Raw genomic sequence first — 14,708 nt, forward strand, 5'->3', positions numbered from 1 at the left:
GAGATGAGACAGGTATAATCGCTCGATGGAAAGTCTGAACACAATTCAGAAGGTGGTGGTTTCGATAATTCCCGTGTTATTCGCGATCACTTTGCATGAGGCTGCACACGGATGGGTCGCTAAGAGATTGGGTGACCAAACGGCTTCTATACTGGGTAGGGTTACCGCTAACCCTTTCAAACATATAGATCTTATCGGTACGATATTAATTCCTGTGCTTTCCTACATATTGAGTGGTTTTATATTTGGATGGGCAAAGCCCGTACCTGTTGATTGGCGCAAGCTCCGTAATCCTCGCCGTGACATGGCTCTTGTAGCTTTGGCAGGGCCTGCTGCAAATCTCACCATGGCCATTTTTTGGACCCTGATAATAAAGATAGGGGTATTGCTTATTGGTGTCGCCGAGTTGCCTGCGTTCTTCCTTGTATATATGGGAGGTGCTGGTGTCCTGTTTAACGTATTGCTGATGGCTCTGAATCTGATGCCGATACTGCCTTTGGATGGTGGGCGAATCATGTATTCATTGTTGCCAGCGCCTTATGCAAGTTACTTTGCACGGTTGGAGCCGTTCGGGCTTTTTATTCTCGTCGGCCTACTGGTAAGTGGGGTCTTGGGTTTTCTTATTTGGCCGTTGTTTATTATCACAATTAACTTACTACCCGAATCCAATATCGTTAATCTGGTCTTTAGAGATCTTTTTGTTTCATGAAAAGGGGTAAATCTTGAACTCTGTTCCTGCGCAACATGCGCGTGTACTTTCCGGTATGCGACCGACCGGCCGTCTCCACCTCGGTCACTATCATGGCGTTCTGAAAAACTGGGTGGAGCTGCAGCATGAATACGAGTGCTTCTTCTTCGTTGCCGACTGGCATGCCCTGACCACCCACTACGAGGATCCCACCATCATTCCCGGGAGCGTCGCGGAGATGGTGATCGACTGGCTGGCCGCCGGGGTCAATCAGGGGGAGGCCAAGATCTTTATCCAGTCCCAGGTGCCGGAGCATGCGGAACTGCACCTGCTGCTCTCCATGATCACCCCGCTGGGCTGGCTGGAGCGCGTACCGAGCTACAAGGATCAGCAGGAGAAACTGAAGGAGAAGGACCTGGCCACCTATGGTTTTCTCGGCTATCCGCTGTTGCAGGCGGCCGACATCCTGATCTACAAGGCGGGCCTGGTCCCGGTGGGCGAGGACCAGGTGGCCCATGTCGAACTGACCCGGGAAGTGGCGCGCCGCTTCAACCACATCTATGGCCGGGAGGCGGGGTTTGAAGACATGGCGGAGCAGGCGATCAAAAAGATGGGTAAAAAGAACGCCAAGCTGTACAGCCGTTACCGAAAGTCCTATCAGGAACAGGGTGACCAGGACGCCCTCGCTGCGGCCCGGGCGCTGCTCGACAGCCAGCAGAACATCACCGTCAATGACCGGGATCGGCTGTTCGGTTACCTGGAGGGGAGTGGCCGGGTGATTCTGCCGGAGCCCCAGCCGCTGTTGACCAGGGCCTCGAAAATGCCCGGATTGGATGGCCAGAAGATGTCCAAATCCTATGGCAACACCATTGCCCTGCGGGACGATCCCGAGGTGATCGAAAAGGCGTTGCGGACCATGCAGACCGATACCAACCGGGTGCGCCGCACGGACCCCGGTGATCCCGCTCGCTGTCCCGTCTGGGAGTTCCATCAGATCTACTCCAGCGAGCCCGTCAAGGTGTGGGTGCAGGAAGGCTGCCGTAGTGCCGGGATTGGCTGTGTCGAGTGCAAGCAGCCGGTGATCGATGCGGTGCTGCAGGAGCTGAAGCCGATCCAGGAGCGTGCCCGGGAGTTCGAGGCCCAGCCGGAGCTGGTGCGTAATATCATTGCGGAAGGGGTCGAAGCGGCGCGGGATATGGCCCAGTCAACCATGGTCGAGGTTCGCCATGCCATGTGCCTCAACTACCGATAGCGGCTAATATTCGGATGAGCCCGGGGTATGATCCGGGGTATGAAGAATAAGTGTCGGAAATCCCACGGTCAGGAACAAAATGCCCAATAAGGAACTGAATCTGCCCCTGCATTCGCATCCCGCGCAGGAAGAGATGCCCTTTGCCGTGGTGCAGGGAGCCCCCTGGACCACCATCCCCAAGGATCTCTATATCCCGCCGGATGCGCTGGAGGTGTTCCTGGATGCCTTTGAAGGGCCGCTGGATCTGCTGCTCTACCTGATCAAGCGACAGAATCTGGATATTCTGGAAATCCCCATCGCGGAGATCACGAGCCAGTACATGGAGTATGTCGATCTGATGAAGGATATCCGCCTGGAACTGGCGGCCGAGTATCTGGTGATGGCGGCCATGCTGGCGGAGATCAAATCGCGGATGCTGCTGCCCCGGCAGGAGGAGCTGGAGGATGAGGAGGGCGATCCGCGGGCCGAGCTGATCAGGCGACTGCAGGAGTATGAGCGCTACAAGCAGGCGGCCGAAGACATCGATAATCTCCCACGGCTGGGGCGCGACCTGTTCCAGGCCGAGGCCGATGTGCCGGAGCGGATCATTCAGCGACGGCCCCCCGATGTGGACCTGCGGGAGATCCTGTTTGCCCTGAAAGAGGTCATGCACCGGGTGGATATGTTCAGCCACCATCAGGTGCAGATGGAGGCGCTCTCGGTACGGGAGAAGATGTCCGGCATCCTGGGGCGTATCAATGCCGAGAGTTTTACCGAGTTCACCTCGCTGTTCGACCCCAGTGAGGGACGCCTCGGGGTGGTGGTGACCTTCCTGGCAGTCCTGGAGCTGATCAAGGGATCGCTGATCGATATCATTCAGGCGGAGAGCTTCGGTCCGATCCATGTCAAGGCTGTCTCCCAGGCGGAACACTGAACCGGCATCCGCTGTCGATCAGCAGGCAGTGGCCGCCAATTACAACAAATCAGCGGATAACCCATAGCGAGATCAGATCGGTTGAAATGTCGATGATGGATAAACTGAAACAGATTGTGGAGGCTGCCTTGCTGGCCGCCGGTGGTCCCTTGACGATCGAACGGCTGCAGGAGCTGTTCCTGGAAGAGGAGCGACCGGACAAACAGGAGCTGCGCAAGGTGATCGCGGCGCTCGGTGAGGATTATACCGGCCGCGGTATCGAGATTGCGGAAGTAGCCGGCGGATTCCGCATCAATGTGCGCGAGGAGTATGCCCCCTGGGTCTCCCGCCTGTGGGAAGAGCGGGCGCCTCGCTACTCCCGGGCGCTGATGGAGACCCTGGCACTGATTGCCTACCGGCAACCGATCACCCGGGGCGAGATCGAGGATATCCGTGGTGTCAGTGTCAGCAGCAACATCGTAAAGAGCCTGCTGGAGCGCGAATGGGTCCGTGTCGTGGGTACGCGCGATGTGCCGGGAAAACCCTCGCTCTACGCCACCACCCGGGAGTTCCTGAACTATTTTGGCCTGAAAAGCCTGGATGAACTCCCCACCCTGCAACAGATACGCGATCTGGACTCCATCAATCGGGAGTTGGAGCTGGCGGAACCCGGCAGTGAGGCGGTCGCTGATCAGGCGCTGGCCAGCCTGGCGCAATCGGCGGCTTCAGTCGTGGGCGAGCAGTCCGACGAAGATGACGCGGAGGAACCTGATCGGGCAGACCCCCACCTGGCGGAGGTCATCGCAATCCACCCGGATGAAGTGCCGGATGAAATGACTGACGCGGAGGAATCAACCGGCGGGCCGGATACCGCGTCCCCGTTGGAACAGACCGCCGCAAATGAGATAAAACATGAAGAATAAACCACAGCCTGCTGAACCGGGTGAACGTTTGCAGAAGGTGCTGGCCAACGCGGGGTTCGGTTCGCGCCGTGAAATCGAGCGCCAGATTGAAGCGGGTGAGGTCTCGGTCAACGGCACGACGGCTAAACTCGGCGACCGGGTGACGCCGGCGGATACCATCTATATCGGTAGAACCAAGGTCGGGGCCTGGCGGCTCAAGAAGCAGGAGACCCAGGTCATCCTCTATAACAAGCCCGAGGGTGAACTGGTGACCCGGGATGACCCCGGGGGGCGCCCCACGGTATTTGCCCGGTTGCCGAAGCTGGTCGGCAGTCGCTGGATAGCGGTCGGCCGGCTGGATATCAATACCAGTGGTCTGATGATCTTCACCACGGATGGCGAGCTGGCCAACAAACTGATGCACCCCTCGCAACAGATCGAGCGGGAATATGCGGTCCGGGTCAACGGCGAAGTCACCAGCGAAAAGCTGCAGCAATTGGTGAAGGGCGTGGAACTGGATGATGGTTTTGCCCGCTTCGAGGATCTCGTCGAATCAGGTGGGGAGGGGCGCAACCGCTGGTTTCACGTGGTGATCATGGAGGGCCGGAACCGGGAGGTGCGGCGCTTGTGGGAGGCGGTCGAACTCAAGGTGAACCGTCTCAAAAGAGTGCGCTTCGGACCACTGTTTCTGGACAGCAGCCTGGCCGTCGGGCGGCATCGGCAACTGACCGAACAGGAATTGAGTGATCTGCTGAGCGCCACCGGCGCCGCGCCGAAACCCGCAGCGAAAAAACGCGGCCATTCAGGAAAGGGGAAAGCGCCACGGAGAAAAGCAGCCCCCAAGCGATGAATGCCGGTACCATCTCTCCCGAATGCCCCTTCGGTCAAATCTACCATAGCCTGCTGGATCGCTACGGACCGCAACACTGGTGGCCGGGCGAGACGCCATTCGAGGTGATGGTCGGGGCGATCCTGACCCAAAATACCGCCTGGCGGAATGTGGAGGCGGCGATCAATAACCTGAAGGGGGACAATCTCCTGGCCGTCGACAAGATAGTCAACTGCCCGGATGCGCAGCTGGCGCAACTGCTGCGACCCTCGGGCTATTTCAATATCAAGACAACGCGCCTTAAAAATTTCTGCCGTTTCTTGCAGGCGTCCGGATTCGAGCGGCTGCGGGAGTTGCCTACCGGTGAGCTGCGCCGGCAGCTTCTGGCAGTAAATGGCGTGGGCCCGGAAACCGCGGATTCCATTCTGCTCTATGCCTTTGAACGGCCGGTGTTTGTGATCGATGCCTATACACGCCGAATCTTTTCCAGATTTGGATTAGTGTCCGGTAATGAGGGCTATGAAGCGCTGAGGCAGCGCTTTGAAGGGGCGGTTGACGCGAGTGCAGCAATTTATAATGAATATCATGCCCTGATAGTGCGGCATGCAAAGAGCGCTTGCCGGGTAAAACCGGCCTGTAGCGAGTGTGTTTTAGGTGCCGGATGTGCATACGCGGCTAAATAGTATGAATATCCTATAAAAAAACAAAAAAAATTTCGCCTAACTCAGGGGCCGATGCTAGAATTATTTTTTTTGGACAACGATGGAAACACGTATGGCATACGATAAGACTAAAGTTCCGGCCAACGGCGAAAAAATTACCGTTAATCCCGATTTCTCCCTCAGTGTCCCCAATTGCCCGATCATCCCTTTCATTGAAGGCGATGGTATTGGTGTCGACATCACCCCGGTGATGGTAAAGGTGATCGATGCGGCGGTGGAAAAGGCATATGGTGGCGAACGCAGTATTGCCTGGATGGAGATCTTTGCCGGCGAAAAGGCCAATAATCTTTATGGCGGTGATACCTGGTTGCCGGAAGAGACCTTCGAGGCCGTCAAGGAGTTCACGGTATCCATCAAGGGACCACTGACCACCCCCGTCGGCGGGGGCATGCGCTCGCTGAATGTGGCGTTGCGTCAGGTGCTGGACCTGTTCGTCTGCCTGCGTCCGATCCGTTACTACGAAGGTACGCCAAGCCCGCTGAAGCGCCCCGACCTGACGGACATGGTGATCTTTCGCGAGAACTCGGAAGACATCTATGCCGGTATCGAGTGGGAAGAGGGCACGGATGACGTCAAGAAGGTGATCGACTTCCTCCAGGGTCAGATGGGCGTGACCAAGATCCGCTTCCCCGAGTGCTCCGGCATCGGCATCAAGCCGGTTTCACGTGACGGCACCCGGCGCCTGGTGCGCAAGGCGTTGCAGTATGCCATCGACAACGATCGCAGCTCGGTCACCCTGGTGCACAAGGGCAACATAATGAAGTTCACCGAAGGTGCCTTCAAGACATGGGGTTATGAGATCGCCAGGGAGGAATTCGGCGCGGTTGAGATCGATGGCGGCCCCTGGTGCAGCGTCAAGAATCCCAAGACCGGCAACGAGATCATCGTCAAGGACTCGATCGCGGACGCCTTCCTGCAGCAGATCCTGCTGCGTCCGGCCGAGTACGACGTGATCGCCACGCTGAACCTGAATGGCGATTACATCTCCGATGCGCTGGCCGCACAGGTGGGCGGCATCGGTATTGCACCGGGCGCCAACCTGTCCGATACCGTAGCGATGTTCGAGGCCACCCATGGTACCGCGCCCAAGTATGCGGGACAGGACAAGGTGAACCCGGGATCCCTGATCCTGTCGGCGGAGATGATGCTGCGTCATCTGGGTTGGGTCGAGGCGGCCGATCTGGTGGTCAAGGGCATGTCCGGGGCGATCAAGGCGAAGACCGTGACCTATGACTTCGAGCGTCTGATGGAGGGTTCGACTCTGTTGAGCTGTTCGGCGTTCGGTGACGCCATGATCGACAATATGTGATCGAAGCATTCGTCCCCTACAAAAGCCCGTGGCGGCATTCGCCTCGGGCTTTTTTACTTTGTGGCGGTCAGGCGCGTGATCGCGCGCCACGAATCCCCTGGGTAATCCCTCGGCTCCGGCGGGGGACTCGTCAAGTTTGACCAATGCTTCGGTCGAGTGCCCCTGACTGACAGGTGGCAAATGAACTCTCGCCAAGACGCCAGGCACGCCAGGAAATACCAATCACTGCCTTTAAACTTCGTGTGCTTGGCGTCTTGGCGAGAGTAATGATCCTTTACCGATCCGGGACCGGAGGGCGCCTTGGGTACGGAAGGTTATTCGGCCGCCGTGGGTGGGCCAGGGTAGTGCGGGGTGTTGCGGCGCCTTTGTGGCGCTCATCCAGAACCGGCACCGCCTGACTGACAGGCTCCAGGCGGTGCGGTGCTTTACCAGGAAAGGGAATCAGGCGTCAGCGATGGACTGCAGGTTGGCGGCGTGCAAACCCTTCGGACCTTCTTCAAGTTCAAACTGAACCTTCTGGCCCTCTTTGAGTGTCTTGTAGCCATCCATGCTGATGGCCGAGAAATGGATAAAAATATCCTGTTCCCCCTGATCCGGTGTTACAAACCCATAACCTTTAGCGTTGTTGAACCATTTTACGGTGCCAGTTGCCATAACGCGTACTCCTCCAGTACTCCAGTACAGACTCAGTTCATCTCTGCATAGGTGGCAGGGCTGTTGTTATAAAATTGGTGCCCAGTGGATCATGCAGATCACGAAGATGAAGCGGGTAGAAATCCCAAGGCGATCATAAATTAAATTTCTACCCCCCTCAATCCAATTAGTATAGCGATTCGGAACATTTGGTCAAATTTTAGGGCTCGCGCAAGAATAACTCCGTAGTACCGCGGGCGTCACCGGGTCACGCCGGCAAGGCACGTTTTGCAGGCAAGGGCCGCGCCCTTGCCAAAAAGCATAACACCGGCGGCGGAGCCCGATGGCGACCGAATCCCGGAACTTATTTTTGCGCGAGCCCTTAGCCGTGCCCGGATAATATTACAGGGTATTTGCGAGGGATTAATTTGTCGCGAAATAGGCGATAATCACGGCTTGGGAGAAGCCAGAATGCAGGAATGAAAATTCCGCTCATATCTTCTGCCCGGACGCTATTCACGGACATTTTTTTTACTAGAATTAGGCTATGACGGATAAAACCAATCCTTATGATGATGGCGGACTGGCGGTTGAGACTTCCAAGCCGAAACTCAAGCGACCACCGATGTTCAAGGTCCTGCTGCTGAATGATGATTACACACCGATGGAGTTTGTGGTCCTGGTGCTGGAGTCGTTTTTCAAGATGGACCGTGAGAAAGCCACCCAGATTATGCTGAATGTGCATACCCGTGGCGTGGGGGTTTGTGGGGTCTACACTAAGGATGTGGCGGAGACAAAAGTGGCCCAGGTAAACGAATTTTCCCGAAGCCATCAGCACCCGTTACTCTGTGCCCTGGAGGAAGCCTGATGCCCTATGGTCGAACTGTCAGATTGTTCGGTAGTCAATTGCTGTAGCACCCATTTCAGTCACTCTTGTTACCAGGAAGCCAGTCAGCCATGTTAAGTAAAGAGCTAGAATTCACCCTGAACCAGGCCTTTATGGAGGCCCGTGACAGGCATCATGAGTACATGACGGTAGAGCATCTGCTGCTGGCCCTGTTGGATAATCCGACCGCCGCCAATGTTCTGCGGGCATGTGGCGCGGATACCGAGGTTTTGCGGCGCGATATCGACCAGTTCATTGAGGAGACCACGCCGCTTTTGCCGGATGACACCGAACACGAGACCCAGCCGACCCTGGGTTTTCAGCGGGTACTCCAGCGTGCCGTTTATCATGTGCAGTCCTCCGGGCGGGACGAAGTGACCGGGGCCAATGTCCTGGTGGCGATTTTCAGCGAGCAGGAGTCGCAGGCGGTTTTCTTTCTGCATCAGCAGGATATCGCGCGGCTTGATGTGGTCAACTACATCTCCCACGGTATCTCCAAGGTGCATGGCGATTCGGAGCAGCGGGATGAGATCAGCCGCAGCAGCGAGGAGATCGAGGTTGATTCACCGGCTTCCAATCCGCTGGATAACTTCTCCACCAATCTGAACGAGCAGGCGCGGCTGGGCAAGATCGATCCACTGATCGGTCGTGCCCTCGAGATCGAGCGGACCGTGCAGATTCTCTGTCGTCGCAGGAAAAACAATCCGCTGCTGGTGGGTGAGGCCGGTGTCGGCAAAACGGCCATCGCCGAAGGACTGGCGAAGAAGATTGTTGACCGGGAAGTCCCGGAGATCCTCTCCAAATGCACCATCTATTCTCTCGATCTGGGCAGTCTGGTGGCGGGCACCAAATACCGTGGTGACTTTGAGAAAAGGCTCAAGGCGGTATTGGCGCAACTGAAAAAGGAGCCGGACACCATACTCTTTATCGATGAGATCCACACGGTCATCGGTGCGGGTGCGGCATCCGGCGGGGTAATGGATGCCTCGAACCTGATCAAACCGGTACTGGCTTCGGGCGAACTGCGCTGTATCGGTTCGACGACCTACCAGGAGTTTCGCGGTATTTTCGAGAAAGACCGCGCCCTGGCCCGGCGCTTCCAGAAGATCGATGTGGAAGAGCCCTCGGTGGAAGAGACCATTGAGATCCTCAAGGGCTTGAAGAGTCGCTTTGAGGAGCATCACCACATCACTTACTCCAATGAGGCGTTGCGGACCGCGGCCGAACTCTCGGAGCGTTATATCAACGACCGGCATCTCCCGGACAAGGCGATCGACGTGATCGATGAGGCCGGTGCCAGCGTGCAGTTGCAGGATGCCGACCATCGCAAGCAGCGGATCGAGGTGGCGGATATCGAGAATATCATCGCCAAGATGGCACGCATCCCGCCGAAGAGTGTCTCTGTCTCCGATGTCGAGGCATTGAAGAGCCTGGATCGAAACCTCAAGATGGTGGTGTATGGTCAGGACGAGGCCATTGCTACCCTGACCGCGGCCATTCGCATGAGCCGTTCGGGTCTCGGCAATGAGCAGCGGCCGGTGGGTTCTTTCCTGTTTGCCGGGCCGACCGGCGTGGGCAAGACCGAGGTCACCCGGCAGTTGGCGCGGATCCTCGGTATCGAACTGATCCGCTTCGACATGTCCGAGTACATGGAGCGCCACACGGTTTCGCGGCTGATCGGTGCGCCTCCCGGCTATGTCGGTTACGACCAGGGCGGCCTATTGACCGAGGAGATCAGCAAACACCCGCACTCGGTGCTGTTGCTGGACGAGATAGAGAAGGCGCATCCGGATGTGTTCAATCTGTTGCTGCAGGTGATGGACCACGGCACACTCACGGATAACAACGGCAGGAAAGCCGATTTCAGGAATGTGGTGATTGTGATGACCACCAACGCCGGTGCCGGCGAGATGGCCCGGGCCTCCATCGGCTTCACCCCCCAGGATCACACCACCGATGGTATGGAGTCGATCAAGAAGATGTTCTCGCCGGAATTCCGCAACCGGCTCGATGCCATCATCCAGTTCAAGTCACTGCCGCTCGATGTGATCAGCAACGTGGTGGACAAGTTTATTTTCGAGCTCGAAGGTCAGCTGGAAGACAAGCACGTGACCCTGACCCTGGATGCCGAGGCCAAGGCCTGGCTGGCGCAACACGGCTATGACGCAACCATGGGCGCCCGGCCGATGGCACGCCTGATCCAGGAGAAGATCAAAAAGCCGATGGCGGAGGAGCTGCTGTTCGGATCCCTGTCGGAGGGCGGTCACATACGGGTGACGGTGGTCGAGGGTGAGCTGGTGCTGGAGATGGAGGGCTGCGCCATTCACTGATGGCCACTGACGACGCAGCGCCGATTTCGATTTCCGATCAGCGCGCGCGGTAGGTGATACGGCCCTTGCTCAAGTCGTAAGGGGTCAACTGAACAGTGACGGTGTCTCCGGTGAGAATGCGGATATAGTGTTTGCGCATCTTGCCGGAGATATGGGCTGTAACGACATGACCGTTTTCCAGCTCGACGCGGAACATGGTGTTGGGCAGGGTCTCAATAACCGTGCCGTCCATCTCAATAAAATCTTCTTTTGCCATTCGGTTTCCTGGTTACCCTAAGTTGCTGGCCGCGGATTATAGCACAATGCCAGCCAAATTTAGCGGGCAATTATGAGTGAAAACCAGTATAAGGCAAGTACTTTATCCCGATTGTCGGCTGTTTATTAACCCCGGGTGCCGGGCTATTCACTCTTATCCGTCTCCTGAACCCTGACCCACTTCCCATTGATGAATATCTCGTGAGGAAGATACTGGCTCTTATATGACATTTTCCGGCACTCCGGGACCCAGTAACCTAGATACAGCCAGGGGAGTCGGCGTCTTTTGCACTCCTCGATCTGCCAGAGCAGACAGAACACGCCGAGGCTGAGCCGCGCGAGTTCCGGATCAAAAAAGGTATAGACAGCGGACAGTCCCTGTCGAAGTATGTCGGTGACCGCGACGGCGATCAGTTTGTCGTCCTGGTAAAAGGCAAAGCTGCTGCTGAGGGACCAGCTACTGGAGATAAACTGTGCATACCCGTCCTCGGTGGTGGCGGCCATCTCCCCGTTCGGGTGACGTGACTGGATGTAGCGTCTGAACAGGTCGTAGTGGGCCGGGTCAAATCCGGCCGCTTGCTCGGTCACCCGGAAAAGGGCCTGCTGCCGGTTCCAGATGCGCCGCTGAATGCGCCGTGGTTTGAACTCATCCACTGCGATCCGTAGCGGGATACATTGCCTGCAGTCGGGGCAATTGGGGCGATAGATGAACTCCCCGCTGCGCCGGAACCCCTGGTCGATCAGCGCTTCGTAGAGCGGCATGGATTTGGCCCGATAGGGGTCAACAAACAGGCTCCTTGCCCGTTTGCCGTCAAGATAGGCGCAGCGGTGTTCTGCCGACTGGTAGAGCTGTATCGTGCCGGACTGCCGGGTGTCAGGGCGCATCGATACCCCCGTCCCAGCGGCCGGTAACTCCCGGTTGGTTGCAGTAGTGTTGCAGGAGTTCGCAGAACCGTTTTCGCTCCATCTCCTCGGCACCCAGGGAGATCAGGTGAGCGGTATACACCTGGCAGTCAATCAGTCCGAATCCCCTGGCGGCCAGGGTGCGCGCCAGATGCACCAGGGCGATTTTCGAGGCATCGCGCGCCAGGCTGAACATGGATTCACCAAAAAACGCCCGTCCAATGGCGATACCGTAGAGTCCGCCGACTAACCGTTCGCCTTCCCGAACCTCCACCGAGTGGGCGAAGCCGAGTCGGTGGAGATGAATGTAGGCCTGTTTCATCTCATCGGTGATCCAGGTCTCTTCACGGCCCGGTAGCGGCATGGCGCAGGTGTTGATCACGTCGCTGAAGGCGGTGTCGAAGGAGCAGTGGTAATTGCGGTTGCGCAGACTCTTTCCCAGACTCCTGGAGATCTTGATCTGCTCCGGAAACAGCACCGTTCTGGGGTCTGGCGACCACCAGAGTATCGGTTGTTCGGAGGAATACCAGGGGAAGATCCCCTGCCGGTAAGCATTCAGCAACCGGGTGGGGGAGAGGTCGCCGCCGATTGCCAGGAGCCCGTCCGGCTCCTGCTCCGCAAACTCGACCGGTGGGAAGTGCTCTTCCGGATTGTCTGGATCAAGCAGTGATATCATAGTGACGGGTGCTTGCCTTTTTGCCTAATCTCTGCGATATGAACATTATAGGTACCTTAAAATAAATTCCATGCCCGAAAATATCCTCAATCTGCATGTTGGCAAGATGCTCCAGTTGCAACGCATCTCGCCCGAGTACAATGATCGCTACACTGTCATGTTGATCGGCTTTCTGCCGGGACAGGGGGTGATAGTGACCACGCCAAAGGTCCAGGATAAGGTGCAGTTTATCAAAGAGGGGGCACGTTTTGCGGTCCGCCTGCTGCACGGCAGTAAGGTGCTGGGGTTCGTCTCCACCGTGACCCGCTCCGCCACCCGGCCATATCCGCATCTGCATATGAGCTATCCGTCAGAGATCGAGAGTCTGGCCATACGCAATGCCGAACGGGTCGGCACCAATTTGCCGGCGGTGGTGAGAAACACCCGGCATCCGGACAACGATGATGCCTGGCAGCCGGTGCTGGTCAAGGACCTCAGTATGACCGGGGCACGGCTGGAGAGCATCGAGCCGCTCGGTCGCACCAGCGAGCGGCTGGTGATGAAGCTGGATATCGATGTGTGTGGGGAGAACGAGCAGATCCGGGTGCTGGCCGAGATCTGCAACCGTTCGGTGGTCAGTCACAAGGGTGATCCCGAGGATAACCGATACTGCTGCGGAATCTCGTTTCTGCAGGTCAACCGCCTTCAGGAAGTACTGCTCAACAACTGTGTACTGCAGTTGAAGAATGGGGTGAGTAATTAGGGGCCGCGGAAAAAATAAATCATCCCATCTCGCTTCGCCCTCGACCCGCTCACGGCGTTGTGCAAAGGGTTACATAGGCCCGCTATGCGCCCCTTTGCACGCCTTGTGAGCAGACCGATGGCTGTGCGATCTTGGGATGATTTATTTTCACCGCGACCCTAACCGGACACCGGACGGTGAATCCGCCCGGTGTCCGGCCACGCTTATTTTGCGGCCGCTTTCGCGTCCAGGTAACGCTCCGCATCCAGTGCCGCCATACAGCCGCTGCCGGCCGAGGTGATGGCCTGGCGGTAGACGTGGTCGGCCACATCGCCGGCGGCGAACACGCCCTCCAGGCTGGTTTGGGTGGCATTGCCCTCCAGTCCGCCCTTGATGATGATGTAGCCGTGCTGCATCTCCAGCTGCCCCTTGAACAGGTCGGTATTGGGTTTGTGGCCGATGGCGATGAAGACCCCCATCAGGTCGATCTCCCGGGTACTGCCATCCTTGACGTTCTTGATTCGCATGCCGGTCACGCCGCTCTGGTCACCCAGGACTTCATCCAGTACATGATCCCATTCGATGGTGACATTGCCGTTTTCCGCCTTCTGGATCAGCTGGTCAGACAGGATCTTCTCGGAACGGAACTTGTCCCGGCGGTGAACTACCACCACCTCGGAGGCGATGTGGGAGAGATAGAGCGCCTCTTCAACCGCGGTATTGCCGCCGCCAATGACTGCCACTTTCTGGTTTCTGTAGAAAAAACCGTCACAGGTGGCGCAGGCCGAGACGCCGCGCCCCTTGAAATTCTCTTCCGATTCCAGCCCCAGGTACTGGGCCGATGCGCCGGTGGCAATAATCAGCGCGTCGCAGGTGTAGCTGCCCTGGTCGCCGGTCAGGCGGAAGGGGCGCTGGGAGAGTTCCGCCGTGTGGATATGGTCGAAGATCACCTCGGTATCAAACCGCTCGGCATGTTTCAGCATGCGATCCATCAGTTCCGGCCCCTGCACGCCAGCGAAATCACCCGGCCAGTTATCCACGTCGGTCGTGGTGGTCAGTTGACCGCCCTGTTCCATCCCGGTCACCAGTACCGGATCCAGATTGGCCCTGGCGGCGTAGACGGCGGCGGTATAACCGGCGGGTCCCGATCCGAGGATCAGAAGTCGGCAATGCTTGGTTTCACTCATGTATACTTACTCCTGCGAATGTCCATGCAGACTGAACCGCCCCGATCGGGAGTGGATCAGGCAATAAATATCAAAACTATGGGGTTTCCGTACAGTGACAGAAGACACCCGTTACCTTTGTGGGGTTCATGCCCAAGGGCTAGGAGCCTGTCGGGTTTAACGCTGTTTGGCTGCAAATCCCTGGATGGCGATCAACTCAGCTTATCGAACTCGTTAAATAAGTCCACTATTCACCTCGTTCGATAAACGGATTTGATTCGCCCCCAGTGATTTGACTTCGGGCAACCATGCCCTACGCCCCTTCGGGGCCGGCTTCGCCGTTCAATCCGCTCCTGCGGATTAGGCGCTTCAAACGGATAAACCCGACAGGCTCCCGGATGGGTGTCGATGGTACGTAAAGCGTGATGGAGGGTAAAGACTCTTTTCATCGATTCGGCGAAGATCCCTCCAGGAGCCTGTCAGCCAAAAGCCCGTTGGGGTTCGCGGGCCCACCCGAAGCCACGAATGGGCGGCCCCTTACCCA

General features: G+C 57.4%; 15 protein-coding genes. 10 read left to right on the forward strand and 5 right to left on the reverse strand.

The features are described from left to right. The first annotated feature begins 25 nt into the window (after positions 1–25). The 7 genes from NPX02_RS02265 (at position 26) to icd (ending at position 6,594) form a co-directional block, all read left to right on the forward strand. Positions 26–709, forward strand: coding sequence for a site-2 protease family protein (locus NPX02_RS02265; RefSeq protein WP_260291546.1), 684 nt, complete (start codon positions 26–28; stop codon positions 707–709). A gap of 13 nt (positions 710–722) precedes the next feature. Then, the gene (locus NPX02_RS02270; protein WP_260291547.1) at positions 723–1,940 is read left to right on the forward strand and encodes a tryptophan--tRNA ligase; all 1,218 of its coding nucleotides are present in this window, start codon (positions 723–725) and stop codon (positions 1,938–1,940) included. Positions 1,941–2,019: 79 nt separating this feature from the next. Then, positions 2,020–2,853, forward strand: coding sequence for a segregation and condensation protein A (locus tag NPX02_RS02275; protein ID WP_260291548.1), 834 nt, complete (start codon positions 2,020–2,022; stop codon positions 2,851–2,853). A 92-nt stretch (positions 2,854–2,945) separates the two neighbouring features. Beyond that, complete coding sequence (gene scpB, locus NPX02_RS02280) at positions 2,946–3,755, forward strand: SMC-Scp complex subunit ScpB (RefSeq protein WP_335342503.1); 810 nt, start codon at positions 2,946–2,948, stop codon at positions 3,753–3,755. After that, a complete protein-coding gene (rluB, locus tag NPX02_RS02285) occupies positions 3,745–4,584 on the forward strand; it encodes a 23S rRNA pseudouridine(2605) synthase RluB (RefSeq protein ID WP_260291552.1) in 840 nt (279 codons plus the stop codon). The genes scpB and rluB overlap by 11 nt, the downstream gene beginning before the upstream one ends. Further along, complete coding sequence (locus tag NPX02_RS02290; protein WP_260291553.1) at positions 4,581–5,246, forward strand: endonuclease III domain-containing protein; 666 nt, start codon at positions 4,581–4,583, stop codon at positions 5,244–5,246. Before rluB ends, NPX02_RS02290 begins: the two co-directional genes overlap by 4 nt. 91 nt (positions 5,247–5,337) lie before the next feature. Further along, entirely contained in the window at positions 5,338–6,594 is a 1,257-nt protein-coding gene (gene icd / locus NPX02_RS02295) for an NADP-dependent isocitrate dehydrogenase (RefSeq protein ID WP_260291555.1), read from the forward strand. A 441-nt stretch (positions 6,595–7,035) separates the two neighbouring features. Here the strand turns inward: icd and cspD are convergent, their stop codons facing one another. Beyond that, complete coding sequence (cspD, locus tag NPX02_RS02300; protein ID WP_260291556.1) at positions 7,036–7,248, reverse strand: cold shock domain-containing protein CspD; 213 nt, start codon at positions 7,246–7,248, stop codon at positions 7,036–7,038. A 526-nt stretch (positions 7,249–7,774) separates the two neighbouring features. On the opposite strand from cspD, the gene clpS reads away from it, so the two are divergent. Both clpS and clpA read left to right on the forward strand, forming a co-directional pair. Further along, positions 7,775–8,095, forward strand: coding sequence for an ATP-dependent Clp protease adapter ClpS (gene clpS / locus NPX02_RS02305; RefSeq protein ID WP_029134354.1), 321 nt, complete (start codon positions 7,775–7,777; stop codon positions 8,093–8,095). Positions 8,096–8,184: 89 nt separating this feature from the next. Continuing rightward, positions 8,185–10,443 (forward strand): ATP-dependent Clp protease ATP-binding subunit ClpA, encoded by a 2,259-nt coding sequence (gene clpA, locus NPX02_RS02310; RefSeq protein ID WP_260291557.1) that lies wholly within the window; start codon positions 8,185–8,187, stop codon positions 10,441–10,443. A 37-nt stretch (positions 10,444–10,480) separates the two neighbouring features. Here clpA and infA read toward each other — a convergent pair whose 3' ends face one another. From infA to aat, 3 genes are all read right to left on the reverse strand, one after another. Continuing rightward, the gene (gene infA, locus NPX02_RS02315; protein ID WP_029134356.1) at positions 10,481–10,699 is read right to left on the reverse strand and encodes a translation initiation factor IF-1; all 219 of its coding nucleotides are present in this window, start codon (positions 10,697–10,699) and stop codon (positions 10,481–10,483) included. A 143-nt stretch (positions 10,700–10,842) separates the two neighbouring features. Beyond that, on the reverse strand, positions 10,843–11,583 hold the full coding sequence (locus NPX02_RS02320; protein WP_260291560.1) for an arginyltransferase: 741 nt from the start codon (positions 11,581–11,583) through the stop codon (positions 10,843–10,845). Then, positions 11,573–12,277, reverse strand: a complete 705-nt coding sequence (gene aat / locus NPX02_RS02325) for a leucyl/phenylalanyl-tRNA--protein transferase (RefSeq protein WP_260291561.1) — start codon at positions 12,275–12,277, stop codon at positions 11,573–11,575. Before aat ends, NPX02_RS02320 begins: the two co-directional genes overlap by 11 nt. Positions 12,278–12,347: 70 nt before the next feature. On the opposite strand from aat, the gene NPX02_RS02330 reads away from it, so the two are divergent. Next, entirely contained in the window at positions 12,348–13,019 is a 672-nt protein-coding gene (locus NPX02_RS02330; protein ID WP_260291562.1) for a flagellar brake protein, read from the forward strand. 203 nt (positions 13,020–13,222) lie between these two features. Here the strand turns inward: NPX02_RS02330 and trxB are convergent, their stop codons facing one another. Further along, complete coding sequence (gene trxB / locus NPX02_RS02335) at positions 13,223–14,185, reverse strand: thioredoxin-disulfide reductase (protein WP_260291563.1); 963 nt, start codon at positions 14,183–14,185, stop codon at positions 13,223–13,225. Between the last annotated feature and the right edge of the window lie 523 nt (positions 14,186–14,708).

It is taken from the genome of Sedimenticola hydrogenitrophicus, from assembly GCF_025175675.1.
Taxonomy (GTDB): domain Bacteria; phylum Pseudomonadota; class Gammaproteobacteria; order Chromatiales; family Chromatiaceae; genus Sedimenticola; species Sedimenticola hydrogenitrophicus.

What these genes read in the sequence shown, in the direction of transcription:
- NPX02_RS02320 (WP_260291560.1), bottom strand. Translation starts at nt 11,583, where the DNA reads ATGCGCCCTGACACCCGGCAGTCCGGCACGATACAGCTCTACCAGTCG.
- rluB (WP_260291552.1), top strand. Translation starts at nt 3,745, where the DNA reads ATGAAGAATAAACCACAGCCTGCTGAACCGGGTGAACGTTTGCAGAAG.
- clpS (WP_029134354.1), top strand. Translation starts at nt 7,775, where the DNA reads ATGACGGATAAAACCAATCCTTATGATGATGGCGGACTGGCGGTTGAG.
- icd (WP_260291555.1), top strand. Translation starts at nt 5,338, where the DNA reads ATGGCATACGATAAGACTAAAGTTCCGGCCAACGGCGAAAAAATTACC.
- cspD (WP_260291556.1), bottom strand. Translation starts at nt 7,248, where the DNA reads ATGGCAACTGGCACCGTAAAATGGTTCAACAACGCTAAAGGTTATGGG.
- NPX02_RS02330 (WP_260291562.1), top strand. Translation starts at nt 12,348, where the DNA reads ATGCCCGAAAATATCCTCAATCTGCATGTTGGCAAGATGCTCCAGTTG.
- trxB (WP_260291563.1), bottom strand. Translation starts at nt 14,185, where the DNA reads ATGAGTGAAACCAAGCATTGCCGACTTCTGATCCTCGGATCGGGACCC.
- scpB (WP_335342503.1), top strand. Translation starts at nt 2,946, where the DNA reads ATGATGGATAAACTGAAACAGATTGTGGAGGCTGCCTTGCTGGCCGCC.
- aat (WP_260291561.1), bottom strand. Translation starts at nt 12,277, where the DNA reads ATGATATCACTGCTTGATCCAGACAATCCGGAAGAGCACTTCCCACCG.
- NPX02_RS02265 (WP_260291546.1), top strand. Translation starts at nt 26, where the DNA reads ATGGAAAGTCTGAACACAATTCAGAAGGTGGTGGTTTCGATAATTCCC.
- NPX02_RS02275 (WP_260291548.1), top strand. Translation starts at nt 2,020, where the DNA reads ATGCCCAATAAGGAACTGAATCTGCCCCTGCATTCGCATCCCGCGCAG.
- clpA (WP_260291557.1), top strand. Translation starts at nt 8,185, where the DNA reads ATGTTAAGTAAAGAGCTAGAATTCACCCTGAACCAGGCCTTTATGGAG.
- NPX02_RS02290 (WP_260291553.1), top strand. Translation starts at nt 4,581, where the DNA reads ATGAATGCCGGTACCATCTCTCCCGAATGCCCCTTCGGTCAAATCTAC.
- infA (WP_029134356.1), bottom strand. Translation starts at nt 10,699, where the DNA reads ATGGCAAAAGAAGATTTTATTGAGATGGACGGCACGGTTATTGAGACC.